This window comes from Paenibacillus sp. Y568 (assembly GCF_059445545.1).
The window spans coordinates 35374-55503 of the sequence record NZ_JCAIUM010000012.1; the positions used below are offsets into that span (position 1 = coordinate 35374).

At 40.0% G+C, this 20130-nt stretch carries 20 protein-coding genes and 1 pseudogene; 1 reads left to right on the forward strand and 20 read right to left on the reverse strand.

The window, feature by feature from the left end:
• Positions 1–29: 29 nt before the first annotated feature.
• The 20 genes and pseudogenes from AC1D7X_RS17160 to AC1D7X_RS17255 all read right to left on the reverse strand — a co-directional run bounded on the left by AC1D7X_RS17160 (position 30) and on the right by AC1D7X_RS17255 (position 19625).
• Positions 30–3236 (reverse strand): bifunctional cytochrome P450/NADPH--P450 reductase, encoded by a 3207-nt coding sequence (locus tag AC1D7X_RS17160; RefSeq protein WP_495475752.1) that lies wholly within the window; start codon positions 3234–3236, stop codon positions 30–32.
• Between the two features lie 212 nt (positions 3237–3448).
• Positions 3449–3703 (reverse strand): annotated as a pseudogene (locus AC1D7X_RS17165) (SDR family NAD(P)-dependent oxidoreductase); the annotation flags it as partial.
• Positions 3704–3896: 193 nt separating this feature from the next.
• Positions 3897–4118, reverse strand: a complete 222-nt coding sequence (locus AC1D7X_RS17170; protein WP_495475753.1) for a hypothetical protein — start codon at positions 4116–4118, stop codon at positions 3897–3899.
• Between the two features lie 27 nt (positions 4119–4145).
• On the reverse strand, positions 4146–4400 hold the full coding sequence (locus tag AC1D7X_RS17175; protein ID WP_495457634.1) for a hypothetical protein: 255 nt from the start codon (positions 4398–4400) through the stop codon (positions 4146–4148).
• Positions 4401–4650: 250 nt separating this feature from the next.
• Positions 4651–5154 carry a ferritin gene (locus AC1D7X_RS17180; protein WP_495457633.1) on the reverse strand — a complete coding sequence of 168 codons (504 nt, stop codon included), beginning with the start codon at positions 5152–5154 and terminating at the stop codon, positions 4651–4653.
• A gap of 130 nt (positions 5155–5284) precedes the next feature.
• Entirely contained in the window at positions 5285–5761 is a 477-nt protein-coding gene (locus tag AC1D7X_RS17185; protein WP_495457632.1) for a heme-degrading domain-containing protein, read from the reverse strand.
• Positions 5762–5790: 29 nt separating this feature from the next.
• Entirely contained in the window at positions 5791–6324 is a 534-nt protein-coding gene (locus AC1D7X_RS17190; RefSeq protein ID WP_495475754.1) for a cysteine hydrolase family protein, read from the reverse strand.
• Between the two features lie 69 nt (positions 6325–6393).
• Positions 6394–7071 carry an ABC transporter ATP-binding protein gene (locus tag AC1D7X_RS17195; protein WP_495457630.1) on the reverse strand — a complete coding sequence of 226 codons (678 nt, stop codon included), beginning with the start codon at positions 7069–7071 and terminating at the stop codon, positions 6394–6396.
• Positions 7068–8177: an ABC transporter permease gene (locus AC1D7X_RS17200; RefSeq protein ID WP_495457629.1), complete on the reverse strand. Its 1110-nt coding sequence runs from the start codon at positions 8175–8177 to the stop codon at positions 7068–7070. The genes AC1D7X_RS17195 and AC1D7X_RS17200 overlap by 4 nt, the downstream gene beginning before the upstream one ends.
• 69 nt (positions 8178–8246) lie before the next feature.
• On the reverse strand, positions 8247–9623 hold the full coding sequence (locus AC1D7X_RS17205; protein ID WP_495457628.1) for a sensor histidine kinase: 1377 nt from the start codon (positions 9621–9623) through the stop codon (positions 8247–8249).
• Positions 9623–10297, reverse strand: a complete 675-nt coding sequence (locus tag AC1D7X_RS17210) for a response regulator transcription factor (protein WP_495457627.1) — start codon at positions 10295–10297, stop codon at positions 9623–9625. Before AC1D7X_RS17210 ends, AC1D7X_RS17205 begins: the two co-directional genes overlap by 1 nt.
• Before the next feature lie 16 nt (positions 10298–10313).
• Complete coding sequence (locus tag AC1D7X_RS17215; protein WP_495475755.1) at positions 10314–11069, reverse strand: M15 family metallopeptidase; 756 nt, start codon at positions 11067–11069, stop codon at positions 10314–10316.
• A gap of 28 nt (positions 11070–11097) precedes the next feature.
• Entirely contained in the window at positions 11098–12669 is a 1572-nt protein-coding gene (locus AC1D7X_RS17220; RefSeq protein WP_495457625.1) for an ABC-F family ATP-binding cassette domain-containing protein, read from the reverse strand.
• Between the two features lie 415 nt (positions 12670–13084).
• Positions 13085–14386 (reverse strand): pyrimidine-nucleoside phosphorylase, encoded by a 1302-nt coding sequence (locus AC1D7X_RS17225; RefSeq protein WP_495457624.1) that lies wholly within the window; start codon positions 14384–14386, stop codon positions 13085–13087.
• Positions 14387–14431: 45 nt separating this feature from the next.
• Entirely contained in the window at positions 14432–15613 is a 1182-nt protein-coding gene (deoB, locus tag AC1D7X_RS17230; RefSeq protein WP_495457671.1) for a phosphopentomutase, read from the reverse strand.
• Between the two features lie 43 nt (positions 15614–15656).
• Positions 15657–16835 carry a NupC/NupG family nucleoside CNT transporter gene (locus AC1D7X_RS17235; protein ID WP_495457623.1) on the reverse strand — a complete coding sequence of 393 codons (1179 nt, stop codon included), beginning with the start codon at positions 16833–16835 and terminating at the stop codon, positions 15657–15659.
• A 99-nt stretch (positions 16836–16934) separates the two neighbouring features.
• A complete protein-coding gene (locus AC1D7X_RS17240) occupies positions 16935–17327 on the reverse strand; it encodes a cytidine deaminase (RefSeq protein WP_495457622.1) in 393 nt (130 codons plus the stop codon).
• 70 nt (positions 17328–17397) lie between these two features.
• Complete coding sequence (gene deoC / locus AC1D7X_RS17245) at positions 17398–18066, reverse strand: deoxyribose-phosphate aldolase (protein WP_495457621.1); 669 nt, start codon at positions 18064–18066, stop codon at positions 17398–17400.
• 252 nt (positions 18067–18318) lie between these two features.
• Complete coding sequence (gene deoR / locus AC1D7X_RS17250) at positions 18319–19254, reverse strand: DNA-binding transcriptional repressor DeoR (RefSeq protein ID WP_495457620.1); 936 nt, start codon at positions 19252–19254, stop codon at positions 18319–18321.
• A gap of 92 nt (positions 19255–19346) precedes the next feature.
• Complete coding sequence (locus tag AC1D7X_RS17255) at positions 19347–19625, reverse strand: hypothetical protein (RefSeq protein ID WP_495457619.1); 279 nt, start codon at positions 19623–19625, stop codon at positions 19347–19349.
• A 198-nt stretch (positions 19626–19823) separates the two neighbouring features.
• On the opposite strand from AC1D7X_RS17255, the gene AC1D7X_RS17260 reads away from it, so the two are divergent.
• Positions 19824–20096: a hypothetical protein gene (locus AC1D7X_RS17260; protein WP_495457618.1), complete on the forward strand. Its 273-nt coding sequence runs from the start codon at positions 19824–19826 to the stop codon at positions 20094–20096.
• Positions 20097–20130 lie beyond the last annotated feature (34 nt).

The window sequence follows — 20130 nt, forward strand, 5'->3', positions numbered from 1 at the left end:
TAATTTTTCTTCTTACATTCCGCTATTTATTAAACGCGGGACCATACATCTTTGGCGTATCGACCCTCTTTTTGTAACTCATCTAACCACGCTTTGGATTCTTCTTCTGTTTTACCGTTCTCTAATTGATACGCATCTTGTAGTGCATGCTCAACATCCGGAGCCATTTCACTGCCGTCCCCGCATACATATATCATGCCGCCATGGTTCAGAATATCGATCAATTCGGTCGTATTCTGTTTGATTAAGTCTTGCACATACGTTTTAGGAGTTCCTTCCGTACGAGAGAAAGCTGTATGAAGTGTCACCACGCCTTCTTTCTCAAATTGCTCGAGTTCGTCGCGGTAGATATAGTCACAGTTATTCCTACATCCGAAATACAGGTGTGCGGCTCCTAATTTCTTCCTTTCTTGCATTAAGGCTCTACGCGTCTGCAAGAAGCCACGGAATGGGGCAACTCCCGTTCCAGGTCCAACCATTATAATAGGTGTTGCAGGGTCTTCTGGAAGTGAGAATCCGGATTCTGGTGTTCGGACGAACATAATAATCTCTTCCCCTACTTGGCGTTCTGCCAAGTAATTTGATGCTACGCCATAGTATTCACCTTTACCGCTCCATGCCGAATCTTTTACAACACCTACTGTTATTGTTGCGATGTCCGGGTTAACTATAGGTGAGCTCGAAATAGAATAGTATCTAGGTTTAAGCGGTGGCAATAGTTCTAAGAAACGCTCAAATGGAATCTCACATGCTTCGTACTTCTCAACAAGATCTAACATGGTGATTCGTTTCATCAGTATTTGTTCCTTATAAGCCACTTCTTCTGTCATCGCTTCTAACTCACGCTTATGTGGAGGACAAGTTGTGTAGGACGCAAGCTCACGTAGTTGTGCTCTGGAAGCTGGCTCCTGTACTTCCACACTATGACTTAACAGTTCGTAAAGACTAACAGGTCGATCCAATGGTAGATGGGCCGCACTTCGTCCACTTGCCGTTAAGATGATTTGATCACTTTTGTTCAATCCGAAACGTTTCAGAATTCGATTGACGTTGACACTTCGATTACTTGGTAATACACCAAGGTGATCTCCTTCTCGATAGCTAACTCCTTCAGGGATTTTCACCTCAATATGTCGTGTATGACGTTCGCTATCTTCTGACTGAAGCTCATGGTTATCTAACACCGTCGCATGAACAGCGTCGTATGATTGAGCTAGTGGAGCACCTGCGATACCACTGACGAACTGAACATTAAGTGAAGTACGCTCTTTCTCCATCTTATGATCAAATGTCAGATCAAAAGCTTCCATCAAATCTACCCACATCTGTTCTCGCCATTGTTCTAAGTGCATCTCGAAGTCTCCGTTAGCATCTCCTTCTCCACGTTTAGAGAGCCTATTAGCCCCTTTGAGAGACATTTGATCATCTATAAATCTAGGCACATCCTGATACGTACTAGCCCAAGTGCGATCCCCACATCCAAACACAGCATAATTCACGCCTTGAAGTGAACCATTCTCGGTCTGTTCCAACCACTGCACGAATTCACGTGCATTGCTAGAAGGTTTACCATTATACGAAGCAACGACAATCAATACAGCACCCTCTGTTGGTAACTTACCGATACGCGAATTCAGTGTTGCTACTTCACATTGCACGCCATGTAATCGAGCGATATCTGCTAATTCACGTGCGATACTTTCTGCTGTACCTAGATTAGAACCATATAAGACTAATAAAGGTTTATCATTCACGCCAATGATGGAAGGGCGTTGTGATCCCTCATCGGTTTTATGTTCAGTTGCTGCTCCAGTAGCTTGAGCTGTTGCCATACTTAAAGATGGATCTACCACTGCGGCTTGTTCACGTTTACGAACATGGATTGTAAAGTCATCCGGTTTCAGCGTTAATGTTTCCTTGATCTTGAGCTCATAGTTCGAATAATCGATGAGTTCAAAATGTTTAAGTACCATCCCAAGCACTAGAACAGCCTCATGTAAAGCGAACTGTTGTCCGATACATGCCCGTTGCCCGTTACCAAACGGTTTATAGGCATTGATTGGCACTTTACTCTGATCCTCAAATCGTTCAGGACGGAACTCTTCTACATCATCGCCCCAAGCTTTGGTATCACGATGAAGTTTAGGGATAAGGACGTTCACACTATCCCCTTTCTTCATTGGCCATTTACCACCCAGCAACGTATCTTCCTTAGCATAAAGAGAGAACGCTGGAGCCGTTGGCCATAGACGTAATGCTTCATTTAGAATCATCCGTATATATTTCAGATCAACGACCTGTTTGTAGGTTGGCGTTGGATCTACTAGAATACGATCTACTTCTTCATACGCTTTTTGCGACTTATCCGGATTCTTCAAGAGATAATATATTGCAAATGAAAGCAAACCACTGGTTGTCTCGTGGCCGGCAATCAAGAACGTAATCATCTGATAGCGAATATTCTCGTCATCTAATCCTTCACCCGTGTCAGGATCTTTACTAGTTAACATCCGTGATAGTAAGTCTTCTGCTTCTTGTTCTCCGCTAGCTTTTCGTTCCGCAATAATCTTATCTACTAAAGAATTCAGCGTATCGATATCTTTTTTGTATTGACGTTTCGTCATGATCTTCAACTTATCCTGAATCTCTAATCGCGGAATTTGAGCCATTGCCTCATCCAACGCCCGCACCATACTAACGATAAATGGATGGGGTTGATCTCGATAGAAGCTATTGAACCGATAATTAAACCCACACAAACCAATGGTATCTAGTGTTAGACGGGTCATATCTTCTGGTACATTAATGTTCTCGTCAGGATTTAGGCGCAGCCATTTCTGTACAAGTTGCACCGCAATATCCACCATCATATTGTGGTAACCCTGCATAGCTCTCTGACTAAAGCTTGGAATCAGAATATTATGAGCCTTGTGCCAATTAGGTTCATCTGTCTCACTTGTGAACAATCCATCCCCTGTAAAAGCTCGGACATTCTTTAAAGGAGTCCATACCCGTTTATCAAAACGAGACTCATCACATACCTCCGCTACTAATTCCTCGCTTGAAATATAGACATTACTTTTCCCACCAGGTAGAACATTTCTAAAAATAGGACCGAATTCATATGAGAGTTTAAGTAACGACTGAATAGGCTGTTCTACGTTCAACAGCGGAAGATTACCTAATGGACCATATGTCTTAGGTTGAGGTATTTGAGGTTCCATATTATTATCCATTTCATTATTCTCCGTTCCTATTATGATTTTATAAAAAAGTGGTGTAAACCGTTGAATTAAGGCACGTAATTGCCAACATCTATATACCTGTTTCAAGTATATCAATAGCATAGGATTTACCTTTCAGATAAAAACTATACTTGCAGACAAAACCAGTCAGACGCTTAATTTAGAAAAAAACCATGATTAGATAAACTAGTCATTGGTTTTGTGCTTAGGGATTGGGTTAACAATTTAAGGCCGCCTTTTGCTGAAGCATATGCTGTAACGCCCGCTTTTCCCACATGACTATGGATGGAACCACAGTTCACATTAGCTCCCCCAGTACCTTGAGCCATCATTTGCTTAATGGCATATTTGTCACTAAGGAACACACCGGTTAAGTTAATATCAATTGTTCTTTTCCAATGTTCAGATAACAACTGATCCGCCGGTCCATCATTGGCGATTCCAGCGTTAGCAAAAAGCTGCACATAATTTATATGTAACCATTTCTGCGATTAGTCAATCTAATCCAACCTAGAAAAGGAATGGGGTGTGAGTATCCTCAAGAGTTCTAGAACTAACTAATGTAGTAAGTAACAGAATATGAAAAAGAACATGGAGCAATCCGTGGAATTCTCCACACATCACTCCATGTCCTATTCTTGTTTGTTATCCCTATTTATTACTCTTTGGATCTTTATGAACAACGCGTGCTGGTCTAATGACCGCATTATTATCACGTTTCATCGGTTTCACATGGTTAATCGGATTATTGAAGTCTATCTTTTCAGGTGTGACAGCTTCGACAGATTTTTGATTTTTATCCGTAGCATTTTTTTTAATTCGGTCTGGTCCGCCATTGTGTTTCCCTTTATTCCATACCGTTCCTTTACTCATACAAACACTCCATCTCTATATCTCATATTATACAAGCTCATTCCACCACGGGATCATTTCATATACACAAAGCCCATTGTGCTCTCCAATGACCTTCATATCGTTCAATTCTTCTGGTGTATATCCATTCACTTTTTCAACGGATTCAACGTGGTATATTTTTCCTGATAGATTCGATTTCAAAACATAACAGTCCTCATAACTCTGAGGATCCACCACCAGCAAGTTTGCTGGAATCCCAGTTATGGTAACAACCGCATTCTGCGCCAGTTCCTCTGTCACAATGATATTCCCCTTTTATCCTAGATATATTCCACGTCATATTCATATCTGTAGACACACTATCAGAATTTTATACGAAGATCGGCTTTCAAACAAGGATTTTTCTTGGATATTGCTAAATTTATGTGATTTTAGAATTTCAAACATCCTTTACTACCTGTTACACGTAAAAAAGATGAGTAAGAAAAAGGAGGCATTTCCCCTCTATCTACTCATCTGATTGGTTAATGGGAATATCCCAGCCGATCCACTATTCCGCAGGCGGAGTAAATGAACGGGATGCAAATTCTGCATCTAACATATAGAATGCGTTGCTATCTTTTTCAATACGTTTCAACTTCTGAATGATGCTATCGAATAAGGACTCTTCTTCGACCTGTTCATCAATGAACCATTTCAGGAAGTAGATTGTAGCATGCTCGCGCTCATCTGTAGCTAAATCAGCAAGGGCATAGAATTTCTTCGTGTTCTGTTGTTCGTGTGCATAACCGTGTTCAAACACGTCAAGCATGGAAGTATACTCATTCTTTGGTTCTGGTAATGCTTCAAGAGTTGCACGTTGTCTACGATCGTTAAGGAACTTATAAATTTTCATCGCATGGAATCGTTCTTCCTCTGCTTGTACCGTGAAGAAATTCGCAAATCCATCTAGACTTTCACCTGAGCAATATGCTGCCATTGCGAGATAGACATGTGCTGAATAAAATTCAAAATTCATCTGTGTATTAAGAGCTTTCGCTAATCCATCATTCATTGAACAAGTCACCTCTGCTTCTTATAATTTATGATTAACCATACTTATCCATCGTAACATGGTAGCCATTCATCGGCAAGAGGTCCATATTTCGATCATAATAATCCTTAACCAAGTAATCCATACTCATCTAAAGAGATAAATATCGACGTAATGCGGAGATCAATAGATCGTGATCTTCTTGATCAGGTAGTCCTGAGACCGTAATCGTACCTATCCGACCTTCATCCTGAATAACAAGAGGGAACCCTCCACCAGCGCCCACATAATCTACAAAAGGCAAACCATAATGTTCTTCTAACGTCGTTCCTTCGTTTTGTAATCGGAGCGCCACATGCCATGAACTGGAACCAAAGTGGTTCACTACATTATTCTTTCTCCGTATCCAATCTTCATTCTCAGCAACGGTTCCTTCCATAGCATGCAGAAATAATCGTTGCCCATCCCGCGTAATGTCTACGGTTATACGTTTCGCAGTTTGTCTTGCTTCCTCCACGATTACGAGTCCTAGTTGTAATGCCGTTTCATTAGTAAATGACGTGAATTGGAGTTCTTGTTCTTCCTTCTCCATCTGAGCTATACGCTGTTCAATCGTTAGGGTAATCAATTAGTCATCTCCTCTATCCTTAAATGTAATCACACCAATAAATCTTCATTTAATTGCTCGATGGATACCACTTTTGCATAACGATGATTCCAAATTTGTTGTGTATAGTAATCAGACAATGCTTTACCAGATAATACTGGATTATCATAGGTAGTCGTAGTATCTTCCGGGATAATAACATGGTAGCCGTATTCAAAAGCAACCTTGCAAGTAGCATCAATACAATACTCCGTCTGCATGCCTACAAGGATGATGTTTTGAATATCTTTACGTTCTAGATATTCTTTTAATCCGGTATTTCTAAACGCACTATTATATTGCTTATCAAACACTTTTTCGTTATCCATAGGTGAAATATCTTCATAAATACTCCACCCTACCGTGTTTCGTTCCAATTCATCACCCACACTGCCATCATGACGAACATAAACCACTTCGATACCTTGTACTCTGCAAGTAGAGATTATATTTTTTATGTTAGCAACCACGGTGTTTTCATTATACGGATGTTCCTCTACAAGTGCCGTTTGAACATCAACTACTAATAATACAGTATTTTTCATAAGAAATACCTCCATATATATAATCTTCTTATAATTATTCTATATGGTTGTACTCCAATATACTATTCTTTATTTCTTTACTAGAATACCATCCTGCAAATAAAGTACACGATCACACCACTCTAGCATCCGCTCATCATGTGTAACCATAACTGCCGCTTTACCTTCGTTCTTCACTTCTTCAGCTAACATTTGAACGACTTCCTTGCCGCGTTTGAAGTCTAGGCTAGCTGTGGGCTCGTCTGCAAATAATATAGCAGGATTATTCATCCAAGCTCTCGCAATGGCTACACGTTGCTTCTCACCGCCCGATAACTTCTCTGGGTAATGATTACGTCGTTCCCAGATGCCTAGTCGCTTCAGTAAATAGGATGAGCGTTGCTTAGCTTCACTTGAACTTAATTTCGCAATTTTAGCCACATATAGTAATTGTTCTTCCACTTTAATATAAGGAATTAACTGCGCATTCTGAAACATGAACCCGATATTATGCAAGCGGAAATCAGCCAGTTGTGCTGTATCTTTATCAGCAAGTGATTCTCCATTAATGATGACTTCTCCACTCGTCGGTGTTAGAAGTGCTCCAGCGGTTGATAGGAATGTGCTTTTACCAGAACCGGATGGACCAAGAATAGCTAAGAATTCCCCTTCGTTCACCTGTAAATTCAATCTGTTCAGAACGGATAGCGTTGAATCACCATCACCGTAGGACTTCGTTACATTTGTCATGATCAATTTAGCTGTCATGCTCCAACCCTCCCAATCGCTTCTAACGCATCAACTTTTGCTACCTTGATTACGGAAATAAGTGATCCGATCACAGACATCCCTACAAATAAGCAACTCGTTAAGGTCATTGTAGATGTGTTTAAACGGAACGGCATAGACTCTGGAAGGACCATGGACATACCAACGGTGAGTACAAGACTTATAACTAGACTTCCCACAGATAGAATCAATACTTGCCCAACAACACTACGTGCAAGGTACGATGTTTTCGTACCCATCGCTTTCAGAATCCCAAATTGACTTGTCTTTTGAATCGTGATGACATAGAAGAAAACAGCAAGAACAACCCCAGAAATTAAGAATAGGAACACCGTCATCATGAGTAATGATCCCTGTTCCTCCGCATAACCAGGAATACTAGAGATGGCTTCTTTTTGTGTAATTACATCCATATTATCAAGCTTACTCTGTAATAGCGTTGCTTGATCTTCAGAGACATGAAGTGCAATCACGTTAAATACTGTGTTCTCAACTGCTGATCCTACCTGATGGTTCATTTCCATCCATTCCTGATTGTTCATATATATTACGGGTGTGTGACTATAGGAGTTATCCTCAACATAACCTGCAACGGTCCAAGTCATGCCTGTCTGCTGATCGGAGATGGTACTTCCGATCTTAATCCCCGATTCTTCAAGTTTTCGATCGACGATCACACTACCTTGGGTTTCATTGGTAATGGCAGTCCCTTCAACGACGGATGGAGCAAGTTGACTCGTCATATCGACAGCAAAAAATGTGGCATCAACCTTTGCATCGTGGTCGATCGCTGTAACTGTGCTCATCTGAATACTTAATGGCGTAGCATGATCCTTCCCTACAATCGAACGAACATCTTGTAGATTCGATTCGGTCAACTGAGAGCGTCTAAATTTATGATCAGCATCCCCTTGAACAACATAATGATTAGCTGACATATTCTCAATTGCAGATGTGTTAGCATAGGCCAACCCTTTCGCTAAGCCAGTTACAAACAAGACAAGGAAAGACACCAATAACATAATAACCATAATCAATGCATATCGGGCTTTTGAATGGCGAAGCTCTCTTAATGATAAGTACATATAATCACCCCTTCTAATCTGTATAGACTCAGTTTAGAAGGTGAGTGTGAACGGAGTATGAATAACAAATTACAAATAAGGTAACAGAATCGTGAATGTCGTTCCTTCACCTAGTTTACTTGTGACTTCTATGGAGCCTTTATGTGAATGAACAATCTTCTGAGCAATCGACAACCCAAGGCCGTTACTAAGCGTCTCGCGAGTACGTGCTCGATCAACCTTATAGAATCTATCAAATATCATGGGCAATTCATCCTCTAAAATACCTTGGCCCGTATCAGATACAGTAATCATACAGAATCCACCCTCAATATTTGCAGATATATTAACCGTCCCGCCTTCAGAAGTATATTTAATGGCATTCGAGATCAGATTCATCCATACCTGATGTAGCAAGTTTACATCCCCATGAATCGTGATATCCGGTAGGTTTAGACGGAGTGCTATTTGTTTCTCCGTCAATTTCCACTCCATGATTTGAATCACTTGGCGTAATTGAGTGCGCAGATCGAACGGTTTCACTATTAAAGCATTGTCATCATAATCAAGCGAAGATAACGTAAGCAATTGCTTACTTAGTAAGGATAGGCGGCGACATTCTTCTTCAATTATGGATAGGTAATGATCCCGCTGATGTTCCGTTAATGATGGCTCTTTAAGTGAATTTGCAAATCCTTGAATGGAGGTCAGCGGCGATTCAATCTCATGGGATACATTGGCAACGAATTCCTGTCTAGATCGGTTCGTCCGTTCCAATTCTTTACTCATAGTCATGAAATTAGAAGCCAGTTGCCCAATTTCGTCACGGCGCCACGTGTTCAGCTTAATATCATATCTTCCTTTAACAATCTTCTTGGTGGCGTCCGTCAGTCTTGTTATCGGTCTGACGATATGTAGTGCAGTAATCATCACAAAACCTAGGCAGAACAGAAGAATTAACCCGATAATCATCGCGAAAAAAACACGCAGTTCGCCAAATTGCACTTCAGCATCTGGACGCAAGAATAACGCGTAAGATTGATCTTTTATTTGAAGTGGAACACCTATACTATTTCGTAATTGATTATCAAAGAAACCTGTCACGAACGCTTTATTGGGGAAATTAGCGACACCATGATACACTTCCCCGTCCAATACCTTTTGTAATTGTCCCTTTTCTAGATCCAATTCACGAAATGGATGTCCAAAAAATCGCCCGTCCCCTTCACCGTTACTTAAATAAATCTTATAACCCAGAGTAGCTACGCTTTGTAAATAGTCATCTACCGATTCCGGATGTAGTTCGTTAAATTGTTGGAGTTGAAGCGCCATTTCAGTCAGTTTCGAATCATTAACAGGCTTCAGCTTGATATGATAGTACATATTAGACATTAGAAAGCCTAATACACTACTTACGATAATGACAGAACAAAAAATAAGGCATATGCGTATATATAGTGATTTCATTAGGTCATTACCTCCACCTTATACCCTATTCCTCTAACGGTTCGAATCAAGAAATCATCTTGATAATCTGAGAACCTCTCACGGAGCCGCTTAATGTGCACGTCCACTGTCCGTTCGTCTCCTTCATAGTCGATTCCCCATACCAGTTCGATCAATTCACTACGAGAGAACAACCGTCCAGGATATTGAGCTAACTGTGCCAGTAACTCGAATTCTTTTACAGGCAATAGTAGTGTTTGTTGCCCATCCGTGACTTCATAATTCTTACGGTCTATGATTAGACGGTTTAATCGTATCTTCTCATCAGAAGCAATGGAATAACGCCGGAATAAGGCATGAATACGAAATAATAATTCTTCTGGCTCAAAAGGTTTCGTGACATAATCATCGGTGCCTCTTAAATATCCTTGTTCCTTATCACTGAGCTGCTGACGTGCTGTCAGTAATATGATAGGTATATCATAGGTTTCACGAATATATTGGCATAAATCTAGACCATCCATATTCGGCATCATGACATCCACAATCGCCAAATCAACGGTAACATCCTTTAATTTATGAATGGCATCTTCCCCATCATTCGCTTCAATCACTAGATACCCTTTTCTTGTTAATACATGTTTCAATAACATACGAATATTCGGGTCATCATCTGCAACCAATAGCTTTCTCATGTTTCACACCCCTACTTTACTCCACATTGAAATTGAAATATTGTTTCGGATATGGTTCATTAACTAGGCTGTAATGCCACCATTCCTTGCTATAAGGTTTAAATCCATACTTCACCATCGTATTCTTAAGCAGATTTCGATTCCCTGTCTGCTGTTTGGTTACAAGCTTCGTTCCATGATTAGAAACTTCTCCAAAGAAATCAAAGTCACCGCCCATGTCTACAACTTCCCTCGTAGATTTGTGGACAAGAGACAGATCAACGGTACTGCCTCTTGTATGTCCTGATTTAGTTGATATGAACCCAAGCTTGAATAAGTTACGCTTATCCAGCAACGGATAGAATTCCTTCTTCATCTTGATATCCTTTACATCTTTTGACCATCTGATAAAGTGATCTACCCCTTTTTGAGGTCGATATGCATCGTATATGATGAGGAGATATCCCTTTTTGTTCAACTCATCGCTCACTTTTTTTAATGCCGTAGCCCCTTTTAGCGACATAATCGCAAGCGGAGCCTTATAGCCATCAATTCGTTTTCCTACAAAATTATAATCCCCATAATATCTGATATCATAGTGCGCAGAAGGAATCATCTCATCTAGATATACAAACCCTTTAGGTAGGCTATTTTTCTTAGTGACCTTTTCCTGCGTAACTGCCTGGGTCTGGGACTCAGCGCTTATCGTCTGCTCTAGGTTAGCTGAAGATAGGAATAAACCAATTACCATAGCACCTACAGCGATCTTTAATCCCCATCCGAAGGGTTTCATTGGGGTAATCCTCCTCCAAAAGCCTCTTTTATAAGTTCTGCTCACTTATTCCCAAAATAGGATCGAACGTAAGCATCTTTGTCCCTATTTTATCAATAAAGAATCGATCGTGACTCACGGTAACTACGGCACCTGGAAAGTGAATCAGTGCCTGTTCCATGACCTGAATACTTGTTAGATCAAGGTGATTCGTAGGCTCGTCCAATATAATGACTGCTGCTCCTGAGAGTAAGCATTTCGCTAACGCCACTCTAGCCTGCTGCCCACCTGAAAGATTCCCTATCACTTTACTGAGATCATTCTCCGAGAATTGGAGCATAGATAGAAATTTATTCACTTTTTTCCGAGTCGCATTTAAGCCAAGCCCAGAGATGTTTACCGCATGACTAACCGTATCCTTAAGATCTAGTTCATCCCACATCCGGTTAAAATAAGCGTAACTAACGCCTCTCTCCCAGATGACCTCGCCCGTTTTCGGTTGTTCCTGTCCAGTGAGCACTTTAATGAGAGTAGATTTCCCGCTACCATTGGGTCCCACAATAACCAGACGATCTTCTTTCTGAATATCAAAATGGATGTTCTCAAATATGGTTCGACCGTCATACGTCTGCCCGATTGCCTTCACTTCACATAACTTGTCTGGGAACCGCAAATTTTCATAAATATCGGTGATCAGTACGTTCACCGGATGTGGATCAACCCGTTTCTTTATATCAGCTAACTTACGTGAGAGTCGATCTTTTGACGTTTTCTTCTGCGAGCGACTATCGATGACTTCGGATTCCATAACGAGAAGTTCCTCTTCCCATTCGAACTGACGATCCAACACTTTCTTACGCATCTTCTTCTTCCGTATGTAATCGGTATAGTTCCCTTCATATTCTTGAAAATGATAGTTCTCGATTTCAATTGTCCGTGTTACGACTCTGTCGATAAATTGCCGATCATGTGATACTAATATCATCGCACCCTTAAAGCGGTGTAGCCATTGCTCTAACCATACAATACCTTCCATATCCAAAAAGTTAGTAGGCTCATCTAGCAACACGACATCAGGCATCTCAATTAGCATTTTAGCTAGCGCAGCTCGGTTTCTCCATCCACCAGATAACTCATCCACAGGCTGATTCCTCGATCTATCATCGAATCCCAACTTATTAAGAACAGTGTCAATCTCGACAGATACATTCCATCCATCTAAATGCTCCATTTGTTCAAAAAGTTCCGCTTGGCGCTCTAATAGTCCATTCATCTCAACATCATCAGATACATAGCCTAGCTTTTCCCCGATATCCTTTAGCTCCTTCTCTATGAGAGCAACCTGTTCGAAGCAACCTTCTAACTCTTGTTGAACAGATAAATGCCCAGATAGTTCAGAGAATTGAGAGAAATAACTAATCTTAACCTGAGGATCCAATTCCACCTTACCGGCAGTAGGCTCTTCTTTACCCATAATGAGTTTAAATACAGTTGACTTTCCAGCACCATTTCGTCCAATTAAACCTATACGTTCGCCTTTACTTACACGAAAATAAATATCTCTAAAAATCATTGTGTCTTCATATTTCTTCGTTACATTCTCCAACCGAATAACGCTCAAGTCTAACACCCCTCTAGTTCTATCTATATCAAAAATAGTATTACTACGATCCAAGTGAGCTCTTTATCTACTCATGCGTGATTATAACACTAGAATGCTGTTCATACCTATTTCATTCCGTTCTTCAAACTCAGAGACTTCTATAGAATGACGTTCTTACAACAAGATACGACCAAGTGAATTGAATTCACTTGGTCGTATGATATCCTGCTTTGTATATTCTTAGGTTTTAAATCATAATCGTACTTGCGCAGAAAACGATTGAGAATGCATGAAGTAGCGAAGGTGACGGAATTGTCCTGAAGAAGCGATAGCGTTCGCCTTTACGCTCTGATTTCTACCGCTGCAGGCGGTATACAATCAAGAAATCAGAGCGTAACAGCGATCGGAAGGACAATCCGTCACCGTAGCGGAATTACTCCGTTACAATATCATAGATAAGTACAAGTGGCTCTGCATGGTCGCCAATACGAATATTATCGTAAATTTTAGTCATCACATCATCCACATTTTCACGATTCGCATGAATGGTTACCAGTGATTCTCCTGCTTTCACAGCATCCCCAACTTTTTTATTAAGCATAAGCCCTACTGCTAGATCAATTTCTGATTCTTTCGTTGCACGGCCGGCACCTAACAACATAGCAGCAATACCAATTTCATCGGCTACGATCTCAGCAACAACGCCATCCACTTTAGCAGGAACTTCAATTAAGTATTTCGCCTGTGGTAATTTCTCTGGATGGTCAACGACGGACGCATCTCCACCTTGGTTCGTAATAAATTCTTTGAATTTATTTAAGGCTTTACCATTACGTATAACTTCTTTCAGCATTTCTTCAGCTTCTTCAAGTGAACTTGCTTTATCCGCTAGGAATACCATTTGACGACCTAGAGCAAGGCAAAGTTCTTCTAAATCTTTTGGACCTTTTCCTTGAAGTGTATCAATCGCTTCTTTCACTTCGAGTGCATTCCCTATAGCCAGACCAAGAGGTTGACTCATATCAGAAATAACAGCCATCGTCTTACGTCCCACATTATTACCAATACTCACCATTGCATGAGCCAGTTCTTTAGCATCGTCAACAGTCTTCATAAATGCACCTGCACCCGTCTTCACATCGAGTACAATTGCATCTGATCCAGCTGCAATTTTCTTGCTCATAATCGAACTAGCAATCAGTGGAATAGAATCAACCGTTGCTGTAACATCACGTAGTGCATACAACTTCTTATCCGCCGGTGTAAGATTTCCTGATTGGCCAATAACCGCAATTTTGTCCTTGTTTACTAGATTCACGAATTCTTCTTTATCGATCTCCACATGGAAACCAGCAATGGCCTCCAATTTATCGATCGTACCTCCGGTGTGACCCAATCCACGGCCCGACATCTTCGCAACAGGAATATCCAATGCAGCAACAAGTGGTGCTAACACAAGAGTTGTTGTATCGCCAACTCCACCTGTGGAGTGCTTATCAACCTTTATTCCTTCAATAGCTGACAGGTCAATCGTATCTCCTGAATTCACCATAGCCATAGTTAAATCAGCGCGTTCCCGAACAGTCATATCTTTGAAATAAATAGCCATAGCCAATGCACTTACTTGATAATCTGGAATCTCATCATTCGTATATCCTTCAATAATAAAATTGATTTCCTCTGTAGTCAGTTCTTTACCGTCACGTTTTTTAGCAATTAGGTCAACCATTCTCATTGTCATTTCTCCTCATCGTTCGTATTTAATGTAGTAGTGTAAGACTTATTTCAAATCGGATAAAAAGCTCTTTCCGTGCTCTGGCATGGTGACTTCGAAGTTATCGGCAATCGTTGCCCCAATATCCGCAAACGTCTCTCGTATTGGCAGCTCATTTCCGGGTTCTTTAAACCGCGGAGAATAGACTAAGAGTGGTACATATTCACGAGTATGGTCCGTTCCACGATAGGTTGGATCATTCCCATGGTCTGCGGTGATGATGAGTAGGTCATCATCAGTCATCTTGGAGAATACCTCTGGCAAGCGGGTATCGTAATCCTCTAATGCTTCTCCATATCCTTTGGGATCTCTGCGATGTCCATACAACGCATCAAAGTCGACTAAGTTCAAGAAACTGAATCCTTTAAATGATTCATCAAAATTTGCAATGAATTTATCCATACCATCGGAATTAGAGACTGTACGAATGGCCTTTGTGACCCCTTCACCATCGAAAATATCTGAAATCTTCCCAATCGCAATGACATCCAAACCGGCATCTTTTAATGTATTCATGACTGTAGGATTGAATGGTTTCAATGCATAGTCATGACGGTTGGAAGTTCGTTTGAACTCACCAATTTCTCCAATAAAGGGTCTTGCGATAATTCTACCTAGCATATAGGGGTCTTCTAGTGTGATTTCTCTACAAAATTCACAAATCTCATATAATTCCTTCAAAGGTACAACATCTTCATGTGCAGCGATTTGGAGTACGGAATCAGCAGAAGTATATACAATTAATGCTCCTGTTTTCACATGTTCTTCGCCAAGCTCTTCAATGATCTCTGTTCCACTAGCTGGTTTGTTTCCAATGACTTTGCGACCCGTTTTCTCTTCAATTCGTGAAATTAATTCATCAGGGAAACCATCCTCAAATACTCGGAAAGGTGTATCAATACGTAGGCCCATCATTTCCCAATGACCTGTCATTGTATCTTTACCGCTCGATGCTTCTTGCATCTTTGTATAATAAGCCAGCGGTTTCTCAGCTACTGGAACGCCCTTGATCTCCTCAATATTGGATAACCCCAGCTTAGCCATAAATGGCATATCCAGACCTCCGCATTCACGGGCAATATGACCTAAAGTATTCACATCATAATCATCGAATTGAGCTGCATCAGGCGCTTCGCCAATTCCAACGGAGTCCATGACAATCACGTGAATTCGTTTGAATGATTTCATCATTAATTCCTACCTTTCCTATAGTGCGTATTTTTTATTGTATTTAAATAAATATACCAGCCACAATTGCAGAAAGAATACTAACTAAGGTTGCACCATATAGCAGTTTCAGGCCAAAACGTGCTACAACGTTCCCTTGCTTTTCGCTTAAACCTTTAACTGCACCAGCAATAATACCGATCGACGAGAAATTAGCAAATGAGACAAGGAATATTGAGATAATACCAACTGTCCGTGAAGAAAGATCAGTGTACTTACTAAGTTCAGTCATGGCAACGAATTCGTTGGATACCATTTTCGTAGCCATAATACTTCCTGCATCCACTGCTTCTTTCCATGGAACACCCATAATAAAAGCAAAAGGTGCAAATACGTAACCGAGTATTTGTTGGAATGACACTCCAAATATACCACTAAAGAGTCCGTTAATCATTGCAATGATTGCCACGAAACCAATTAACATCGCAGCTACGACAACGGCAACTTTAAAGCCATCCATGATATATTCCCCAAGCATCTCGAAGAATGACTGTTTCACTTCTTCTTGTACTTCTAGAATATCTTCTTCTTTGGTAACTTCATAAGGGTTTATTATGGAAGTAATGATGAATCCACCAAACAAGTTAAGAACAAGCGCCGTCACGACATATCTAGGTTCTAGAACTAACATATATGATCCGACAATTGACATAGATACGGTCGACATAGCCGACCCACATAATGTATAGAGACGGTGTTTTGGTAATAAATTGATCTGTTTTTTGACAGATATAAATACTTCGGATTGTCCTAGAACAGCAGATGCAACCGCATTGTACGATTCCAATTTACCCATGCCATTCACTTTACTTAGAATAAGACCAATGTATTTAATAACGAATGGTAAGACCTTAATGTACTGCAAGATACCAATTAGCGCAGAAATAAATACGATCGGTAATAATACGGATAGAAAGAATGTGAATTGTCCTTCGTTTAGTACACCACCAAAGACAAAGTTAACACCTTCAGATGCATATTCCATTAATTTTTCAAATACACTTGAAATAGCTTTAATGACAACATTTCCGACAACTGTATTTAATAATATTGCGGCTAGAATGATCTGTAGGATGACCATGGTGATCAAAGGCCGGTAGCGGATCTTTCTTTTGTCATTGCTTGCGATGTATGTGAGCCCAAAAACAATTAGTATGCCCAGTATAGTAATTAAATATCTCATGATCGTTCTCCTAATAGTCATTTGGATTCTAAGTTGATCGATTCAGTATGAAACGCTTACATCTCATTCATAAAAAGTGGGTTACTTGTCAGGTTACTTTTATTTCATATCAGAAGATTGAAACGCTCCAGGTAAAAGCTGTGACATGGTCCATTCTTCTGTGTTCCCGTGAAGATTAGTTAAATATATTTTGGTATTCTCATCACAAAATTCAGCTAACACTTGACGACAAGCACCACAAGGTGAGACAGGCCCTTCGGTATCCGCTACGACTGCAATCGCTTCAATAACACGTTCTCCTTCTGACACCGCTTTAAATATAGCTGTGCGTTCTGCACAATTGGTAAGTCCAAAAGAAGCATTCTCAATATTACTTCCAGTGTAAATCTTTTTATTTCCTGTTAATAATGCAGCGCCAACTGCAAAGTGTGAATAAGGAATATGAGCATACTTTCGAGCTTCTATTGCCTCTTGAATCAACTGTTCTTTCATTATTATTCCCCCGTTAGTGCTGCTCTATGATGAGCAGCACGGAATTTACACTATAATATTAGCAAGAATATTAGTAAGACGAAGTTGATTGCTCGCCTTCCATTATTTTCACACCAGAACTTGCACCGATTCTAGTTGCACCTGCCGCGATCATTTTTTGCATATCTTCAAGACTGCGAATAGCTCCAGATGCTTTCACGCCGATATTTGCACCAACTGTTTTACGCATAAGTGCTACATCCTCAGCTGTTGCTCCTCCGGTAGAGAATCCTGTTGAAGTTTTAACGAAATCAGTACCCGCTTTAACAGCCAGTTCACAAGCAACCTTCTTTTCTTCATCTGTTAGGATACAAGTTTCGATGATTACTTTTACAAGTGCTTTCCCAGCTGCTGCATCAACAACTGCTTTAATATCTTGTTCAACAAGCTGATGGTCGCCATCTTTCAAAGCGCCAATGTTAATGACCATATCCACTTCAGTCGCGCCATTCTCGATCGCATTCTTTGCTTCAAAAGCTTTCGTTGCACTAGTATTAGCCCCAAGAGGGAATCCAATTACTGTACATACTTTCACGTTCGTATTTGCCAACTGTTCAGCAGCATAAGCTACCCATGTTGGATTTACACAAACGGATGCAAATTCATATTTTTTCGCTTCTTCAGTTAATTTAGTAATCTCATTTTTTGTTGCGTCTGCACGTAAAAGCGTATGATCGATCATTTTTGATAAATTATCCATTTTGACATCACCCTTCTTTTATACGGATCCATAATTACATGTTTAGAATATCACCTATATGAACAAATGTAAACACTATCATGAAATTATGTTCATGGGATTTTTTTCTTGTTTTCCACCCTGCATAAGTTATAGAATATATTACCCAAAATAACTAAAAAACCTTCAAATCCAATATAAATATTGGTATTAAAGGCTTATTTCAACTTTCTATTTTATAGCAAAATATGCAATCTATTTGCTCTATTTTATTTATTTTAACAACGCTTGGGCTGTAAATTGATCCGTAATTAATATATTCGCATACTTACCTGCAAGCGCAGCTTGAATCGCTTTGATTTTACGTTGTCCACCTGCAATAAGAATAGACTTTTCTTTTTTTCTAAGTTCGGAAAGATCAATACCTACCGTACGATTATTGATTCCTTCACTACATATTTCCCCGTCTTTATCAAAGAATCGAGAACAGATATCCCCTGCCCCATGAAGAGCAAGTAATTCCTTCTCTTCTTCATTAAAATAACCTAGACGGAATAGAAGCGCATCTTCTTGTACCGTACCCACTGTAAAAGCAGCAATATTCGCTTGTCTACCTAATTCAATAATCCGCCCGATATGTCGATCTTCTTCTACCATTTGTTTTACTTCAACACTATCGAAAATAACAGGTAAGGGTAAATAGCGAGCCATAGTCTGGAATGCCTCTGCGAATAGATTCACAATTTCAGCTGCATAAGTATTCACTTGTGAATGACTTACGCCACCTTTTAATTGGACTACTTCTACGCCCTTTAGTGGTTTCGATTGTAGATTTAGAGCTACAGCATGCATGGTTGTCCCCCACGTAACGCCGATGATATCCCCATCTTGTACAGACTCATGAAGAAAATCAGCCGCCTTTTTGCTAATATGTTTCTTGATTTCTTCATAATCATTGAGTGGTGAATAACATAACTGCACAGTGTCTAAATGATATCGCTTCTTTAGTTCACTCGCTAAGATATCGATGTCTTCTCGGGGGTCAATAATATCGATTCTAACATACCCTTCATCTTTAGCATGCTGTAGTAATCTAGAAACCGTCGGTCGGGATACCCCCAATAAGGTAGCAATCTGTTGCTGACTATAATCTGATTGATAATAAAGTCTCGCCGCTTCTATACTCAAACGTTGCTTCTCAATGTCCATCGTTATCCAACTCACTTATTTTATTTGTCTCACTATGTATTCATTAATTATACATAGATCCTAAGGTTTTATATAGACATGGAAAAGAGTGCTTATTTCAACTCTTTAAAATTATCAATAAATTCACTGGGGTCCGTTCTAACTGTATAAGAATACACGCCTTGCAAGGTATGAAGATAGAGAAATCCTCCTTCAACTCCCATTTTTCGAAAAGACATATCTAATACATCCTTTATCGGAAACTCACGATACTGCGTCATGACTTTATGTTCATATAAATACATCGAACGATCATCCACGATCGTTGTTTGTTTAGTGTGGGTAACTTGCCTGTGGATTTTATAATACGATTGTTGGGCGATCCAATTCATTACATTATGGCTCCCTTCATAGTGTCCTGTAGTTCTAACACTATTTCTATTGTAGCTAAATAAGTTTCTAATGTTAAATTGTCTACATACTGATGTGCAGGACAGTACACTGTAGAAAGCGAATATAAGTCTTCTAAAAGAAATTAGGTAAGCAAGAAATGCACACCTACTAGACAGGTAGCAGGGGGGTCAATGGTTTTGAAAGTATTGGTTCATAATAATACAAAATTACCTATAGAGAACAAAGTGGATCAACTCACCGCTTGCCTTCATACTATTTTTGATCATGTTGCGTTCGAACTTCTATCAATTACATGTGACGATCTAGGTTATTCAACACCTAATTTAACGACCTCAGGCATCTTTCATCTTTATGGACATGTAAGAATTAATAATGAGCAACAGCCTTATCACATGAAGATATCCTTGGATGTAACTTTGGGATTTTTCCTAAAGTTACATCTAGATTAAATAAAGGAACCTGTCCATCACGTTACTCACGTGT